Genomic DNA, 16600 nt, shown 5'->3' with positions numbered 1-16600 from the left:
CGGCGGGGGGGGGGGGGCGACGAATGAAAATGCTAGCAGTGCTGGTCGCCACGGGGCTCTTCCTTGCGGCTACGAGTTGCGGCAGCGAAAACAGTTGCGACGATGTTGGCGACTTCAGGTGCAGAGACAACGACATTCAGTTCTGTAATGCTGACAGTGACTGGGAGGACTATCGGAGTTGCAGCGCGATAGGAGAGAGCTGCAGCACGTCGCCAAGCGCATGTTCGGGCTTCAGTGGCATTGCATGCTGCCGCTAGTCGGCGGTAGCCGACATCAACGCCCTATTTGCCCAGGTCGCCGGGTAGCCGCCAGCGTGAAGCCTCGAGCCAGGTACAGTTTTCGGGCTCAAGCCGCCGCGGCGTAGCCGCAGGGCGGCAGGGGAATGTGTTCACCGACTCCGTGGGCCGCCCGATCTCCCAAGAGTGGCTCCACAAGAGGGTCTGGAAGCCGACGCTGCGGCTGATCGGAGTCGCCGAGCGAGGCTCGTACGCAGCCCGCGACACGTTCATCACGACGGCCATCGACTCCGGGGAGCGGCCCTCGTGGGTGGCGAAGGCCTGCGGCACGAGCGAGCAGATGATCTGGGAGCACTACAAGGGGTCGGTCGCCCGGCAGGAGGACGGCAGCCTGGTCGGCGCGGTCCTCTCTCGGGCTGTGACAGGAAAACTGTCACAGCAGACTGTCACAGCCCGAAAAAGACTTCGAAAAATCAAGGAGCTATAAGTGGACGCGCTCGCAACCAATTCGAACCGCGGCACGACTCCCCGTTGGCTTCCCAATGTTCCGCGCGTCCTCGCCCTTTCCTTATATACGCATCGCTGCGCGAGCCGGCCGACTCAAGACGCTCGGCCTTTCCGATTCAGCCATAGCGCGCTCACTGGGTGTCACGGACAAGACCGTCGCCAAGGCGCTCCGGCGAGCAAAGAAATGACTAGCCACGATCGACAGCTGTGCGGGCGAGGTCACTGTTCCTGGCCGGACCGCACCCGACGCGATGCGTCAAGTGGGTTCGTTTCGAAATACCGTTCAATGCCCGTCACTGGCCTCCGCCGGCGGCTCGTCGTCCTTAAGAAGCTCGTCGATCGATCGCATCGTCTGCCACATGGTCGCGTTGAAACTCTCATGAACGCGCAAGAGATCACGGAAACCCAACCGCTCCATCCACTGCCGGTTTCCCAAGGCTTCCTGGAGCATGTCGTCGAAGGCCATCACCCGGTCGTTGTTTCGCGCCGAGAAGAGCGCTCGCTCCGCGTCGGTCATCTGCTCCCAACGCCGAGGTGACGAAGCCGGTCGCGCGAGGCCGAGTGGGTCCCGCGGTGCGACGTCACGCTTGGTCGCAGCGGATTCGGCTCGCGTGACCCAATCCGGCCCCATTGAAAACTGGGTTGCCTGGGCCTCCGGGGTCCGGGCCGGCGGCGGCGCGCCGGTCACGTTCGCGCTGCCAACTTGGCCGTCGCCCCCGTCCTCACCCTCCTCTCCGACTTCGACCTCATCGGCTTCCCCATCCACCCACTCGTCTTCCCCGTGCGCCTTCCGCGCCTCTTGCGCCTCCTTCAGCATCTGAAAGGCGCGACGGAACTCTCCACTCGCGGCCGTCATGTAGCGCGTCAGTTTCTGCAGGGACTGATCGTGCTGGGAGTCCATGAAGAAGACGTTCGCCAGCGTGCTCTGACCGCCCGAGACCGTTCCCCGCCAATCCCACAACCCCAACTCGACGCGCTCGCCGCGACGCTTGCGCCAAACGGAAGCGATCATCCGTTCGACCAGTTCCTCTTCGAGCTCGCCGACGGGATGGAGACTACCGCGCATACCCTTGCGGAGTTCCTTCAGCTCCTTCTCGCTCTCCCCGACTAGAAGCGCACGTTGCACCAGCAACCCGTGTCGCGTGGAGTTCCTTGCGGAGCGGGCCTTGCCCGCGGCTGTGCGCGGCCCCGTGCTCTTCTGCGCGTTGGCCCGGTTTGCCTCCCGCCTTCGATCGTCGTCCATGTCTCGACTCCTCTTCGCTGGGTCGCAGTCCGGCAAGACGCCGGGCCATGCGATCGTTCAGCGAGCAGGATACGGCTCGAGGCGTGTGCGCCGACTCAACGAAAAACGCGTTCTTTGATTCCGTCCCGTCGTCCCTCAGGACTCGCCCGTTTCGCCACCGTCGTCACGACGCCCCCGGGAGATCGAGGTCTCGATGCTGCCCGGTTCCATGCCCGAAATGCGGTGGAGGAGTTCCCGTGCCATCCCCTCCATGGTCAACGTGCGGCGTTTGCGCTCCCATCGGTCTGAGAAGAACAACCATTCCCGGATCCAATCCTCATTGAGCCCGCACTCCTCGGCGACCTCCTGGATCCTGGGATATGGCACCCGCCGCTTTCCACGGCCGTCATCGAGTAGCTCACGGGCGAGAGCCAGACGAAATTGGAGCTGCCGGTAGGCGAGCTGGAGGATCTCCGGCGGAGGACCGGTCGCCTTCCCTCGCCCTCTCGTTTCGGGCACGAGCGCGCGGCCGAACTTCCGCAACCGACCCAGCGCTGCCCGACGCGCCTCTTGAGAGACGCCCCACTTCGCCTTCTGTTGCCATCGCGCGACGCCCGCCCAGACCAAGCCGCGGACCCTGTGGAGATCGCGTAGGATCTGATCCAGCAGACTGTCGCTTCCCGGTTGCGGCTGCCAGGGGGCTAGATCTTCGAGCCTTCCGGGCCTGAGCGCGCCCAGACCAAGGATGCGCACAGCCTCTAACGGCGCGTCCTCGAATGTCTCACGATCGCTGAAGAGCTCGAGCACGGACCGCGCCTTCTCACCTATCTCCGCCCAGTTGGCGTCTGTCCGCGGAAACCCATCGAGACCCTTGGACAGGAACTCCTGCTCCTCCCGTGTGCGCTGAAGCGATGGAAGCCTCGGCAGGTCCAAGCCAAACACAGGCAGGACGGGCTCCATCGTCTCATCGACCCCGGAGGCCGGAACAGACGGGACAGACGGTTCTTCGGGGGCTCCCACTTTGTTGCGCCGCTCACTCATACTTCGATTCTACCAATGTACCGGACGCCTCACCGACCACTTTCTTGGGACGACTCGCTCTCGCCGTCGGCCCTCGGGAACGGCCCGGCGTCCTTGGCCTGTATCGATCCGAACAGCGCAACCTTCGGCCTGTCGTAGACAACCATGCGGCCCTCCGCGTCCTCGACCGCGACCGCCAGCCGTGGCCGCTGGCGTTTCCGCCTCTCGCCCAACGGCGCTATCTTGACGAAGTACTTGACTCGAACCGGCGCTGCCGGAACGCCTTTCATCGCCGCTACGGCCCACCACCCCTCGCCCGAGAAAACGTCGAGCACCACGGCCCACGGCAACCGCTTCTGAATGTCGTATAGGACATCGTCCCGCTCCCAGTTGTGCATATCCGCCCTCCTTTCAGGGGCGACGATCACACGAGAGGCTGCCCGGCCGACTCAGCGAAAAGCTTCGTTTTTCGTCGAACCAGCTCGCACAGGAAACGACGCATTGTGAATTGGCGCTGCTGAAAGGCGCGATCCGCCCAAGCCGTGGCCTCCCGCATCTGCTGCTTGACCCAGGCGAGGGTCGGGCTGGCGGTCACGTTCGCGTGCACGATGCACCGCGACGAGATCTCGGTGATCACAAAGACGTAGGCGACGGCGAACGTCGCCGTGTACTGGGTCAGGAAGTCGCAGGCCCAGAGCTCGGCACCGTGGTTGCCGACGAACGTCCGCCAGTTCTGGCCGCCATGCGGTGGACCGCTCCGTGCGACCATATAGCGGCGAACGGTACTCCCGGAATGGTGGATTCAACATTTCGCCGCCAGCTCCTCGACGATCTTGTCCTCGCCGCACTCGGGGTGGTCGGCGGACATGCGGCGGAAAAATCCGACGTGATGCCGGGGAATCCGAGGGCGTCCCGGCTTGGACTTCCATCGCCACAGCACCTTGGATCCTCGGCGGTGCCAGCCAATCACCGTGGCGGGCTTCACGACGAGCAGAGTCGCTGCCCAGTCCGGCCAGAGGCGGCGGAGAATGACCCAGAAGATTCGATCTGAGCTTGGCTCCCGGCTTCGAGCGCAAAGCGACCATGAGTTGCTGCCGTAGCGCGGCGTTCTCGAGGATCAGGCTCGCCCTCGGCATCACGATGGCCCGACCCAGGGTGAGGCACGACGAAAGGAGAGTACGCATCCGGGCAGGACTATCATCGGGAAATCGCCGGTGCTGTGGCGCGTTACGGATTTTCGCGGACTAGGGGCGTCCCCCTAGTCACGGAGCAGCCTGATTGCCGGTCGCACGCAGCGAGCCATTTGGTCAAGTTCCTTGCCTGAATAGCCCACTGGGTGATACCGACGAAGCTTCTCGAACGAACGGAGGAGAAGCGATGGAACGACGCGAGATCGACTGTGTGATTTACGAGAAGGATGGTCCGATCGCGCGGATCATTCTCAACAATCCGGAGCGCGGCAACGTGCAGGACCAGAAGATGGTGTGGGCCTTCGACAAGGCATTGTCGGAGTGCGAGTACGACTACGACGTCAAGGTCGTCATCATCGGAGCGAACGGGAAAGGCTTCTGCGGGGGCCACCTCGCAACCGGGGACTACCCCGAGTTTCTCGAGAACCGCGCCCGCACCGGCACGACATGGCAAGGGCAGTCCCAGCTCTTCCTACATCCGGTGCTTCGCCTGTGGGAGTTCCCCAAGCCAACGATCGCACGCGTGCACGGCTATGCCGTCGGCGGCGGCTCCTACTGGGCGCTCCTGCCGGACCTGACCATCGCGTCGGAGGACGCGTGGTTCCAGATGCCACACGTCCACCTCATGGGGCTGCCCGGTGCCGAGACCATGATCGAGCCGTGGCTCTTCATGAACTACAAGCGTTCGATGGAGTACCTCTACCGGAAGAAGAAACTCACAGCGAAGGTCGCGTGCGAACTGGGTCTCGTGAACGAGGTCGTGCCGCGCGACGAGCTCGAGGCCACGACCGAGGAGATCGCCCGCGAGATCGCCGAAGCGCCTCTCACGGCCCTGCAGGCCACCAAGCTCATGGTGAAGCGCGCCTGGGAGCTCATGGGCATGCGCGTGCACCAGCAATGGTCGAACGACATGCTGTCACTCGTGTCGCGTCACACGGACACGCTCGACCACATGTATGCGAACATGGAGAAGACGAAGGGAAAGACGGAAAAGTAACCTACGACGGAAGCGCCGCCGGGAACCACTGCCAGACCAAACCAAGGTCATTTCAACCTACGCGTCTACCGGCCGCTCCAACGCCTTACGCATGAGATCCTGGACATCGCTTTCGCCGAGAGCCACCGAGGTTCGCCGGTGAATCCACCAACGCTCGTCGTTCTTCACGAGCTCCCAATGGTTTACGGCCATTCGGAATAGGCGAAAGTCGTCGTTCTCTCGGAGATAGATCCGCGGGTACCCGGTGGCGCTGGCGGTCTCTCCGGCCATCGTTACGACTGCCGGGCCAATCGTGTGTGCGGCATTCGGGAGAAGGGCCTGGTGTGCTTCGGACTGCACCATTTTTCCGACAGCGGCACGCCCTCGCATGATCAGAGGTTTGCGGGTCTCGTCCCGGATCCCGGTGCCGACCGCGCCGACCTCGTACACGCTGTCCTCGGTGAACAATGCCATCGCCGCCTCCGCGTCGCCGGCGTCGACCGCGAGACCGTAGCGAACGATTAGGCGGTGAATCGCGAGTTCGTCCTCGACGCGACCGAGTCTCTTTCTCAGTGCGGCGATCTGCTCCTGAACCGAATCATCCATGTCCCGAACAAAGCTATCATGATCGGAATATACAGACAAGCAACTTGACTAAATGAGCCTGTGACGATAGGCGATGAGCCGACCGCGCGGCTTCGAGCGCGCGGGGAGGAGCTCGAGATGAAGTTCGCCCTTGCATTTCCGTTCTTTACGGCACCGCCACTCCCGGAGTTCACTTCCGGCGAAGCGATCCGTCAGATTGCGGTGGCCGCGGAAGCGGCAGGTTTCGATGCCGTGTTCTCGACGGAGCATCCGGCGCCTCCGGACGATTGGCGTCAGACCGGAGGACATGACGCACTCGACCCTTTCGTGAGCCTGGCGTTCGCGGCAGCCGCGACAACGCGCATTCGCCTTCTGACGAACCTGACCGTCGTGCCGTACCGAAACCCCCTTCTTCTCGCGAAGACCGTAGCGACGCTCGATCGACTCTCGGATGGTCGGCTCACTCTGGGCGTCGGGACGGGGTATCTCGAGAAGGAGTACGAAGCGCTGGGTGTCGAGTTCGCCGAGCGAAACGATCTCTTCGATGAGGCGATGGAGGTCCTGCGCCTTGCCTGGACCGGCGAACCCGTCACGTTTCAGGGGAGCCGATTCTCTGCCGTGGAGATCACATGTCAGCCGGTGCCAACGCAGCCCCTCGGTCCCCCCTTCTGGGTGGGGGGCAACTCGCGACTTGCCCGGCGTCGCGCCGTACGATGGGGCGAAGGCTGGATGCCAATGCCCAACCCGCGCAAGCTCGGGGATCGTCGCCGGTCGGCGCATCTCGAGACTCTCGACGACCTGCGCGGTTTGCTCCGCTACCTGCGCACCGAGGAAGAGCGTGCGGGACGCAAGCTTCCCTTGGAGGTCCTCTTCGCGCCTCTCACTGGCGGAGTGCCGGGCACGCGCCGCTGGTCGCCAGCCGAGTACGGCGATTCTCTGTTGGAGCTACGAATGGTCGGCGTAACCTGGGTGAATGTCGCCATCACGGGACGCTCGCTCGGTAGTCTGACCGAGGCGATCGCTCGGTTCGGCGAAGAGATCATTTCAGCTCATCGGTAGAGGAACGAGATCGCGGATGCGAGAGACGGAGATGTACCCCACGAGGGCACCCGCATTCGCTCGGCAAGCATTCCGCCTCTTCGGAACAGCGTCGCCTACGACTTCGCCAACACCCGGCGCACCCCGTCCGCGATGGTCGACGCGCGCGGGGTGTGGACGGTCTCCAAGCTCGCCGCGCGCGGCACCGGCGCGTAGCCGCCGCCGACGCGCTCCACCGGCGCGGCGAGGTCGCGAAAGCACGCCTCGGTGACCAGCGCAGCAATCTCGGCGCCGAACCCGCAGAACTGGGTCGCGCGATGCGCCACCACAAGGCGCCTCGTGCGGCGGACCGACTCGACGACCGTCTCGAGGTCGAACGGCACCAGCGTCCTCGGATCGATCACCTCGACCGAAACGCCCTCGCCCTGGAGAGCCTCCGCCGCCTCCAACGCGGACGGCATCTCGAGGCCCCAAGCGACCACCGTGACGTCCGACCCCTCTCGCCTCACGGAGGCAAGGCCGAGCGGAACCCGGTAGTCGCCGCGCGGGACGGGCTCTCGACTCTTGCGCGCCAGCAACATCGGCCGACTCTCGATGAAGACGCACGGATCGGGATCCTCCAAACATGAACTCAAGAGCCCCTTGGCGTCGGCCGGCGTGCTCGGGATGACGACCTTCAAGCCGGGCGTATGCAGGAGCCAAGCCTCGAGAGACTGCGAGTGCTGCGCCCCCGACTCGACGCCCACCATCGTCCGGATCGTGAGCGGGACGTGCACTCGACCACCGGACATGTAGCGCATCTTCGCCGCGTGGTTGGCGATCTGGTCGAGGCAGACGGCCAGGAAGTCTACGAACATGAGCTCCGGCACCGGGCGCATGCCCGCGAGGGCCGCCCCGATCGCCGCACCCATGATGGCCTGCTCGGCGATCGGCGTGGGGCGGACGCGATCCCGACCGTGCTTCGTCGACAAGCCGGCGGTGCACTTGAAGAGCCCGCCTACCGGGTCCGCAATGTCTTCGCCCAGAAGGATCACGCGATCGTCACGCGCCAGAGCGTCGTCGAGAGTCTTGTTGATCGCCTCGGCGTACGTCAGGTCATCCGTCTCGCCGGAGAACACTGGCGCGGCCGGACGCGGGGTCGAGGCGAGGCACCCCGGATCAGAGCGGCCGGCGTAGATGTCGCCGTAGAGGTCCTCTGCGGACGGCTCCGCGCTCGCGCCGACCGCCGCAAAGGCGCCTTCGACCTCAGCGTCGACTTCAGAATCGATGTTCTCGATCTCCGCGGCCGAGACACCGGCTTCCTCGAGGCGCTTCCGCATCCGCCCTACCGGCTCCTTCGCACGCGCGGCCTCGCGCTCGCCCGGATCCACATATTCACACGGGTCGCCGAAGTAGTGCCCGTTCAGTCGAAACGCTACGGCTTCGAGGAACGTCGGGCCGCCGCCGGAGCGCGCGCGGTCCACCGCCTCGCGAGCGGCTTCGTACACCGCAACCGCATCCGTGCCGTCCACCGTCACACCGGGCATGCGATAGCCCGCGGCGCGGTCGGAGAGCCGGGTGCTGCGCGTGTATTCCTCGACCGGCGTCCCTTCGCCGAAGAGATTGTTGTGGCACAGGAAGACGATGGGCAGGTCCCACAGCGACGCCAGGTTCATCGCCTCGTGCACCGCGCCGATGCTCGTCGCGCCGTCGCCGAACGAAGCGACTACGACGCGACCGTCGTCGGCGAGCTGCGCTGCGAGTGCCAGCCCGTTGCCGATGGGCGCGCCCGAGCCCACGATACCCGTCGTCGCCATGAGGCCGACGTCCGGCGCACTGATCCCCATCGCCCCGCCCCGGCCTCCCGAGGTTCCAATGGACCGACCGAGGAGCTCACCCGCGAGCTCGTCCATCCGGACACCCTTGGCGATCGCATCCGCCGCGCAGCGATACGTGATCACCATCTGATCCTCAGGCTCGAGCGCCGCAACGACCCCCGCCGAGATGCCCTCCTGCCCTTCGACCGGCCAGTAGCTGCAGAGGAACTCGCCCTTCGCGATACCGCCGCGCATTCTGTCGTCGAAACAGCGAATGCGTCGCACTGTCCGGTACAGCCCGCGCTCGAGTGATGTATCGCTCATGACTTCTCCCCGTCACCGAAGACAAATTCATCCGCGGCGACGTGTGCATTCAGGATGCCGGACTCCTGTTTCGGATTGAGGCGAAGGCCGCGAAACGCCCTCGAGTGCATTCCCGCGGTCACGTCCGGAAAGTTCTCAAAGTCCTGCGGCAAGAGGAGACCCCAATCGTCGTGATCCTGCCAATGCTCGAACCGCTCGTGCGAACAGGGCGGCGCAGCATCGTCCGGACACAGCTCCATCGACCACGCCTCGAAGACGCTCGAATTCGGGTCCTTGCCGTTTGGACGAACCCGGTAACCTAGCGCGCCGCCGGGCTCGACCAGGAGCACCATCGTAGGAAACAGGTGCCAGTTCCCCTGCCCGGCTACGAATTGCTCTGCGCTGATCGTCGGCCACGAAATCCCGTCGGCCTCAGCCTCTTCACGTCGCAGCCGCGCGAAGACCTCGAAGGCCGTCTGGCCCTCGGGGAGCTCCACGTCCTGCAACCGGCGAGCCGCACGCACGTCGCTCTCGCTGGCGAGGGCGCGCAGATGGGAGGCGTTGTACTCGGTCAAGAGAAGCACGCGCTTGCGATCGTTCGCGTCTACGGCGCGCGGCATCGGGCGATCATCCGAGGCGGGACGCGCCCCGTAGGTAAAGTGGGAGTGGCGGCCGACGGACTCGCTGGGCGTATAAGGCGACCCTGCCAGCTCCTCGACCGTGGCCGGCCCGTGGTCCATCCGAGCCGCCCGGATCATCTGCGGATGCCGGCCGCCCGTGTGGTACCCCTCGATGAACGCGTCGATCACGCTCTTCCAGTTCGCCGGCATCACCGCCGTCTTGTGCCAGCGAAAGCGCATGCGCTCGAGCGCGAACGGTCCGAGCGCATCCGGGAGCGGCGCGAGCCAGTCCGCAAGCGACTCGGCCTCCGGATCCATGTGCACGAACGCCCAACCACCCCACGTGTCGACGCGGCACTCGGCGAGGCCCACGGTCTCCAGCCGGAACTCCGGCCCAAAGTCGGCGACATCGTGTACGTAGGTACAACGACCGTCGAGATCGAAGCGCCACGCGTGAAACGGGCAAGTGAACTCCTCGAGCTGGCCCTCACCACGCGCCAGGCGTGTTCCCCGATGCGGGCACGAATTGAAGTACGCCTTCAGCTGCCCCGAGCCGCGATTCACGACGAGAATGGACTCGGCGCCAATCTCGTACTCGTAAAAGTCTCCGGCATTCGGAATCTCCTCGAGTCGGCACGCCATCTGCCAGACGCGAGGGAAGAGCCTCTCGTACTCAAGGGCAAGGAATTCCGGATCGATGTAGCGTCCCTTGGGGACGACTCCGTCCCGAATACGCCAACGCTCGGGGGCCCGCGCCGAGGTGTCTTTCATGACCGCGTCCTATGCCGTTTCTGCCATTTCGTCAAGTGTCTTGACTTGAATCGTCAAGACACTTGTCTTATTGACTTCAATCTGATAGCGCTGGAAGCGTGACCTCGGTGCCCGCAGACGACGCCATCTTTCGGCGGAGCGGAGGCCGCTTCGAACCGACGCTCCTGGCCCAGGGCCCTTGGAGTCCGGATCACGCGCACGGGGGTGCGGTCGCCGGGCTGATCGCCCATGTCGCCGGCGCAGAACCGTCCCCGGTACCCATGCGAGTCGCCCGGCTGACGCTCGACCTCCTCCACCCCGTTCCCCTGCGCCCCCTCTCCGTCACGACGCAGGTTCAGAGGGAAGGACGGCGCGTACAGTTGCTCCACGTGTCGCTCACCGACGGCGATCGTCAACTCGTACACGCTTCGGTGCAGCGGATACGCGTCGAGCCCGGCATCACGTCGGCGGTCGCGGCCGAGGCCGAGCCCACCGAGTCCCGTCCCGATCCGAGCCACGGCATCCCAGCGGAACGGATGAGCGAAGTGCCGGGCTTCATCCGCGCGATCGACTACGCTCGTGCGCCCCAGAGATCGAACAGCAGTCCTGTCCTGGTGTGGCTCCGCCTCCGCTGTTCGCTGGTCGAAGGCGAGGCCGTCACACCTCTCGTTCGGGCCGCGGTCGCGGGCGATTTCACGAGCGGCACCGCAAGTGGCCTCGACTGGCAGCACTGGCGCTACATCAACCCCGACCTGTCGGTGCATCTCGAGCGCGAGCCCATCGGTGAATGGGTCGCGGTCGAGGCAAGTGCTAGGCTGTCCAACGACGGCACGGGCCAATCGTATTCCCGAATCCTCGATTTCCAGGGCGTCGTCGGTCGCGGTCAGGCATCGATGTTCGTCGAACGGCAAGCCTGAGGACGAAATGGATCTGCGGCTCGACGCGACACACCTCGAACTTCGGGACTCCGTGCGCGCGTTCCTGCGGGAGCAGTGGCGAGAGGGGTCGAGTCCCGAGAAGACGACGGCGTTCCGGGCCGCCGCCGTCGACCGCGGCTACGTCTACCGCAGCATCCCCCGCGAGTTCGGTGGCGCCGGCCGCGAGCCGGATCCGGTCGCCGAGGACGTGATCCAAACCGAGTTCGCTGCCGCAGGCGCGCCCCTCGGCCTCGTCGGCGAAGGCCCCGACATGCTCGCGCCCACCCTGCTCCACCACGGCACCGACGAACAGCGCCGCGAATTCATCGCGGCCACGCTCTCCGGGGACATCACGTGGTGCCAGGGGTACAGCGAGCCCGGTGCCGGCAGCGATCTCGCGTCCCTCACCAGTCGCGCCGAACTCGACGGGGACGAATGGGTCATCACCGGACAGAAGATCTGGACGAGCAGCGCCCACATCGCCGACTGGATGTTCGCCCTGATCCGCACCGAGCCGGACCAGCCGCGGCACCGCGGCATTTCGTACCTGCTGATCCCGATGGACCAACCGGGCGTCGAGGTCCGCCCGCTGAAGCAGATCACCGGCGGCGACGAGTTCAATCAGGTCTTCCTCGACGAAGCGCGCACGCACGTGCGGTACACCGTGGGCGAACGGGGAGCAGGATGGGGCATCAGCCGCACGACGCTCGCGCACGAGCGGGCGCTGATCGGCAACCCCCGGAAGGCCCTGCAGCAGTTCCAAGACCTGCTGGAACTCGCGCGTCGCGTCGACCGCGGCGGACGACCGGCGATCGAGAGTGCCGACGTGCGGCAACGGCTCCTCGACATCGAGGGGTATCTCCTGTCGCAGAAGTACACGCGCTACCGGATCCTCTCCGCGGCCAACACGAACGACGAACAAAGCGTCGAAGTGCCGATGCTGGTGAGCAAGCTGCACACGACCGAGATCGGCAAGAAGATCGTTCGGCTCGCCTACGACCTGCTCGGAGCCGACGAGAGCCTCCGAACACCGGACCCCCAGTTCGCCCTGTTCGGCGGAGCCGACCGGCCCGGAGGATGGTCTGCGAAATACCTTTTCTCACACGGCTCCGCGCTCGGTGGCGGGGCACCCAACATTCAGAGAAACGTCATCGGCGAGCGTGCACTCGGCCTACCGCGCGACATTCGCGGCAGCCGCAAGCCCTGATCGCCACGGCGCCAAAGCCATCCACCCGAGCGATTCGAAGAATGAGGTTCACATGAAAACAGGAGACGACTACCGCGCCTCGATCCGCGACGACCGCCGGATCTTCTTCGACGGCGAGCGCGTCGACGACGTCACGACCCATCCGCGGATGAAGCGCTCCGTCGACATCATCGCCGCAGGCTACGACCAGCAACACGCACTCGGCCCGGATGCGACGGCCCCCGCGTACGAGCCGCCTCGGTCGAGCGACGACCTGCGGAACCGGCTGGAGCTGATGATCCAGTGGGACGTCTCACTGATCACCACGCTCGAGAGCTTCAACGCGCTGCGCACCGCGGCGAGTCGCATGCGCGAGAAGCATCCGCACTACGCCGAGCGCATCGAGCGATACGTCGAGTACTGCCAAGCCGAAGACATCCGGTGCGTCCAAACCATCTCCGATGCCAAGGGCCACCGCAATCTGCCCCCAGCGCAACAGGATGACCCCGACGTTTACTTGCGCGTCGTCGAGGAGCGTTCCGACGGCGTGGTGCTGAACGGCGCGAAACTCCACATCTCGGGTGCCGCGATCACACACGAGATGGTCGTGATGCCCACCAAGCGGATGAAGCCGGGCGAGGAGCCCTGGGCGATCGCCTGCGGAGTGCCAATCGATGCCAAGGGCATCACCATCATGAACACCACCGTGGCCTCATCGGGAGACCCCAGGTACCACCCCTACAGCCAGACTCGGGAGCAGCCAGAGGGCTTCGTCGTGTTCGATCACGTCTTCGTGCCCAACGAGCGCATCTTCCTCTGCGGAGAGGTCGAGTTCTCGGCCACGTTCGCGCACGCCCTCGGCCTCTGGCAGCGCGTCGGCGGGGCCGCGCACATGGCGAAGAACGCCGACCTCCTCGTCGGCCTTGCCAAGCTCCTCGCCGAAGCGAACGGCCTCGATCGCGTCGCGCACATTCGAGACAAGATCCAGGAGATGGTGATCTACGCCACGCTCGTACGCGCGGGACTCGAAGCGGCCATCACCAACGTCTCCACCACCCCCGAGGGCTGGGTCAGCCCGAGCGAACTCTACACGAACGCCGCGAAGTACCACGGTGCCGCCGAGTTCAGCAAAATGATCCGCCATATTCACGACATCGGCGGCGGATCGATCGTCACCGCGCCGATGCCCGGCGATCTCGACAATCCCGAGACGCGTCCCTACGTCGAGAAGTACATGCGCACGATGGACGGGATCGACGGCGAGTATCGCACCCGCCTCTTCCACGCCATCCGAGACATCACCGCCGACACGTTCGGAGGTTGGTGGCAGGTCACCACGATGCTGTCGGGCGGCGGGCTCTTCGCGCAGAAGATGGTCGCGACCAACCACTACCCGATGGAGAAGGCCAAGGCCCTGGCACGCAAGGCCGGCAACCTCGAAGTGCGGGAGCCCGTGAAGAAAAGGAAGAAGCAGCCGGAGGCCCCGCCGGTGCTCAAGCGTGGCTCGGGCGCCGGCTGAGATCGACGCGAGCGTGACCACGCAGTCCGCCACCATCGCCTCGCTGCTTCTAGACCGCCGCGAGGACGACCATACCGGTCTTCGGTTCGAAGACCGGGCCTGGACCTACCGTGAGGTGGTGCGCGAGTGCCTGGTGCGCGCGCGCCTGCTGCAGGACCTCCGCCCGGACGGACCGTTTCATGTCGGCGTCCTGCTGCAGAACGTGCCCGAGTACGTGTTCCTGCTGGGCGGTGCTGCGCTGGCGGGAGCCGTGGTCGTCGGCATCAATCCCACCCGGCGCGGCCCCGAGCTCGACCGCGACATTCGCCACACGGATTGCGGCATTCTCATCACCGACGCTGAGCAAGCCACCCTTCTCCGCGGGCTCGACATCAGCGTTCCACAAGAACGCTCGTTCGATATCGACTCGAAACGGTGGAAGGAGCGTCTGGCGAACACGGCCCCTGCCGACGTCGCGGCGAACGAGATCGACGGCACCGCGCCGTACCTGCTGATCTTCACGTCCGGCACGACCGGCGACCCCAAGGCCTCGATCTGTTCGCAGCGTCGGCTCTGCGGGAGCGCGGCGGGACTCGTATCACGGCGCAGCGTCACTGCGTCCGACGTCATCTATCAGACAATGCCCATGTTCCACTCGAACGCACAGAACGCATGGGTCGCATCCGTGACCGGCGGCGCGACCCTCGCGCTCCGCCAGCGGTTCTCCGCTTCGGGCTTTCTGCCGGACGTGCGCCGGTTCGGCGCGACGATCTTCAACTACGTCGGCAAACCGCTCAACTACATCCTCGCAACGCCCGAGCAGCCCGACGACACGGAGAACCCACTCCGCCTGGCCTACGGGAACGAGGGCACGCTCCACGACGTCCAGCGCTTCGCCCAGCGTTTCGGATGCCACGTCACGGACTCGTACGGCTCGACGGAGGGCGGCATCACGATCGTACGATCCCCCGACACTCCTGCGGGTGCCCTGGGTGCGGGCCAACCCGGAACCGTGGTCCTGAACCCGGGGACCGGGCGGGAGTGTGCGCCCGCCCGTTTCGACGGGAGAGGGAAACTGGCGAACCCCGAGGAGGCGATTGGGGAACTGGCCAACCGCCAGACCGCCGGGGGGTTCGAAGGCTATTGGAAGAACGACGAGGCGAACAGCGAACGCGTGCGCGACGGCATCTACTGGAGCGGCGATCTCGCCTACCGCGACGACGATGGGTTCCTGTACTTTGCGGGCCGCGGGTACGACTGGATGCGGGTGGACGGCGAGAACATCGCAGCGGCTCCGATCGAGCGCATTCTGACGCGCCACGGCTGCATCGAACTCGCCTCCGTCTACGCGGTCCCGGACGTGCACGCAGGCGACGCCGTCATGGCGGCCGTCGCGCTCTCCCCCGACACCTCGTTCGACGGAACCGAGTTCTGCTCGTTCCTGGCAGAGCAAGCCGACCTCGGCACGAAGTGGGCGCCGCAGTACGTGCGAGTCGCTGCTTCGCTCCCCACAACACAAACCCACAAGATCTTGAAGCGAGTTCTGCGCGACGAGCGATGGCACTGCGATGACCCGGTGTGGGTCCGCGACGGCGACACGTATCGACGCCTCGCCCAGACAGACATCGCGGCGATCGAGCACGCCGTGAGCCGCCAGGCCGACAGCCACGGAGGTCCCGCATGAACTTCGCCCCATCCGAAGAGCAGGCGCTCCTCCAAGAGACGGTCCGCAGCTACGCCGCTCGGGAGTGCAGCCCGGAGCAGGTCCGACGGATCTTCGACGACGACGTCGGCGCGGCCCCCGAGGTCTGGAACGCACTCGGTGGGTTGGGCCTGCACGGCCTGCTCGTGCCGGAGGAGTACGGCGGTCTGCAGCTCGAGCTCATCGATGCCGCGCTCGCCTTCGAAGCCCTAGCGGAGGGCGCCATCCCAGGGCCCTTTCTCGGCCACACTCTCGCCTGCCTCGCTCTCGCCATCGCGGGAACGCCGGAACAGAAGCACGCATGGCTCCCCCAGCTCGCGACAGGCGCAGCGACGGCGACGTTCGCCGCGGCAGAAGATGGCCTTCGGTGGCAGCCCGACGACTGGCAGATGCGGCTCGAGAGCGGACGGTTGACGGGTACCAAGATGCTGGTCCCCTCGCCTTCGAGCGCCGACGTCTGGATCATCGGGACGGCCGGCGGCGGCCTTGCCCTGGTCGAGGCGGGAGCAGCCGGCGCACGCACCGAGCCCTTCGACGGCGTCGACCGAACGCGTCGCCTCGAGAACATTTCACTGAAAGACACCCCCGCGCAGCCCCTGGCCATCGAGGCCGGAGGACGCGTCCGCGACGCCGCCCTCGTCCTCCTCGCCGCCGATGCCTTCGGCTGTGCGACCCGCCTGCTGCGCGAGACCGTCGAGTACGTGTCGACGCGCGAGCAGTTCGACACGCCGCTCGCGCAGTTCCAGGGGATCAAGCACCAACTCGCCGACCTGCTTACGGCGCTAGAGCCAGCACGGGCGCTCTACTGGTACGCGGCCCACGCCTTCGACCACCTGCCCGACGAATCCGAACGCGCGGCCGCGATCGGGAAGGCCCACGTCGTGGACCGGGCGACCGATGTCGCAAGAGAATCCATCGAGCTGCACGGCGGGATCGCGTTTACCTGGGAGTGCTTCGTGCACCTCTGGTACAAGCGAATCATGGCCGACCGCGCGCTCTTCGGCGGACCGGACGTACACCGGGAGCGGGCCGCCCGGCTCGCAGGCTGGTAGCC

Annotated in this window: 15 protein-coding genes; 8 read left to right on the top strand and 7 right to left on the bottom strand. The window is 65.7% G+C overall.

The window, feature by feature from the left end:
* Positions 1–399: 399 nt before the first annotated feature.
* Positions 400–723 carry a hypothetical protein gene (locus P8R42_07295; GenBank protein ID MDG2304450.1) on the top strand — a complete coding sequence of 108 codons (324 nt, stop codon included), beginning with the start codon at positions 400–402 and terminating at the stop codon, positions 721–723.
* Positions 724–1026: 303 nt separating this feature from the next.
* Here P8R42_07295 and P8R42_07290 read toward each other — a convergent pair whose 3' ends face one another.
* The 4 genes from P8R42_07290 to P8R42_07275 form a co-directional block, all read right to left on the bottom strand.
* On the bottom strand, positions 1027–1986 hold the full coding sequence (locus tag P8R42_07290; GenBank protein ID MDG2304449.1) for a hypothetical protein: 960 nt from the start codon (positions 1984–1986) through the stop codon (positions 1027–1029).
* Between the two features lie 135 nt (positions 1987–2121).
* Positions 2122–3006: a hypothetical protein gene (locus P8R42_07285; protein MDG2304448.1), complete on the bottom strand. Its 885-nt coding sequence runs from the start codon at positions 3004–3006 to the stop codon at positions 2122–2124.
* A gap of 29 nt (positions 3007–3035) precedes the next feature.
* Positions 3036–3383: a hypothetical protein gene (locus tag P8R42_07280; protein ID MDG2304447.1), complete on the bottom strand. Its 348-nt coding sequence runs from the start codon at positions 3381–3383 to the stop codon at positions 3036–3038.
* A 26-nt stretch (positions 3384–3409) separates the two neighbouring features.
* A complete protein-coding gene (locus P8R42_07275) occupies positions 3410–3754 on the bottom strand; it encodes a hypothetical protein (GenBank protein MDG2304446.1) in 345 nt (114 codons plus the stop codon).
* A gap of 608 nt (positions 3755–4362) precedes the next feature.
* Between P8R42_07275 and P8R42_07270 the strand changes: the two genes are divergently transcribed.
* The gene (locus P8R42_07270; protein MDG2304445.1) at positions 4363–5172 is read left to right on the top strand and encodes an enoyl-CoA hydratase-related protein; all 810 of its coding nucleotides are present in this window, start codon (positions 4363–4365) and stop codon (positions 5170–5172) included.
* A 57-nt stretch (positions 5173–5229) separates the two neighbouring features.
* Here P8R42_07270 and P8R42_07265 read toward each other — a convergent pair whose 3' ends face one another.
* Positions 5230–5757, bottom strand: coding sequence for a nuclear transport factor 2 family protein (locus tag P8R42_07265; protein ID MDG2304444.1), 528 nt, complete (start codon positions 5755–5757; stop codon positions 5230–5232).
* A gap of 117 nt (positions 5758–5874) precedes the next feature.
* Between P8R42_07265 and P8R42_07260 the strand changes: the two genes are divergently transcribed.
* The gene (locus P8R42_07260; GenBank protein ID MDG2304443.1) at positions 5875–6795 is read left to right on the top strand and encodes an LLM class F420-dependent oxidoreductase; all 921 of its coding nucleotides are present in this window, start codon (positions 5875–5877) and stop codon (positions 6793–6795) included.
* 95 nt (positions 6796–6890) lie between these two features.
* Here the strand turns inward: P8R42_07260 and P8R42_07255 are convergent, their stop codons facing one another.
* Positions 6891–8894: a dehydrogenase E1 component subunit alpha/beta gene (locus tag P8R42_07255; GenBank protein ID MDG2304442.1), complete on the bottom strand. Its 2004-nt coding sequence runs from the start codon at positions 8892–8894 to the stop codon at positions 6891–6893.
* Positions 8891–10264: an aromatic ring-hydroxylating dioxygenase subunit alpha gene (locus tag P8R42_07250; protein ID MDG2304441.1), complete on the bottom strand. Its 1374-nt coding sequence runs from the start codon at positions 10262–10264 to the stop codon at positions 8891–8893. Before P8R42_07250 ends, P8R42_07255 begins: the two co-directional genes overlap by 4 nt.
* A 107-nt stretch (positions 10265–10371) precedes the next feature.
* On the opposite strand from P8R42_07250, the gene P8R42_07245 reads away from it, so the two are divergent.
* From P8R42_07245 to P8R42_07225, 5 genes are read left to right on the top strand one after another with little or no spacing between them, the layout of a single operon-like run.
* The gene (locus P8R42_07245) at positions 10372–11160 is read left to right on the top strand and encodes a thioesterase family protein (protein ID MDG2304440.1); all 789 of its coding nucleotides are present in this window, start codon (positions 10372–10374) and stop codon (positions 11158–11160) included.
* 7 nt (positions 11161–11167) lie between these two features.
* A complete protein-coding gene (locus P8R42_07240; protein MDG2304439.1) occupies positions 11168–12367 on the top strand; it encodes an acyl-CoA dehydrogenase family protein in 1200 nt (399 codons plus the stop codon).
* 52 nt (positions 12368–12419) lie between these two features.
* Positions 12420–13865, top strand: a complete 1446-nt coding sequence (locus P8R42_07235; protein ID MDG2304438.1) for a 4-hydroxyphenylacetate 3-hydroxylase N-terminal domain-containing protein — start codon at positions 12420–12422, stop codon at positions 13863–13865.
* 13 nt (positions 13866–13878) lie between these two features.
* Positions 13879–15528: an AMP-binding protein gene (locus tag P8R42_07230; protein MDG2304437.1), complete on the top strand. Its 1650-nt coding sequence runs from the start codon at positions 13879–13881 to the stop codon at positions 15526–15528.
* Positions 15525–16598 carry an acyl-CoA/acyl-ACP dehydrogenase gene (locus P8R42_07225; GenBank protein ID MDG2304436.1) on the top strand — a complete coding sequence of 358 codons (1074 nt, stop codon included), beginning with the start codon at positions 15525–15527 and terminating at the stop codon, positions 16596–16598. The genes P8R42_07230 and P8R42_07225 overlap by 4 nt, the downstream gene beginning before the upstream one ends.
* Positions 16599–16600 lie beyond the last annotated feature (2 nt).

The sequence above is a fragment of the Candidatus Binatia bacterium genome (assembly GCA_029243485.1).
Taxonomy (GTDB): domain Bacteria; phylum Desulfobacterota; class Binatia; order UBA12015; family UBA12015; genus VGTG01.
This window is presented reverse-complemented; position numbering and strand designations above follow the sequence as displayed.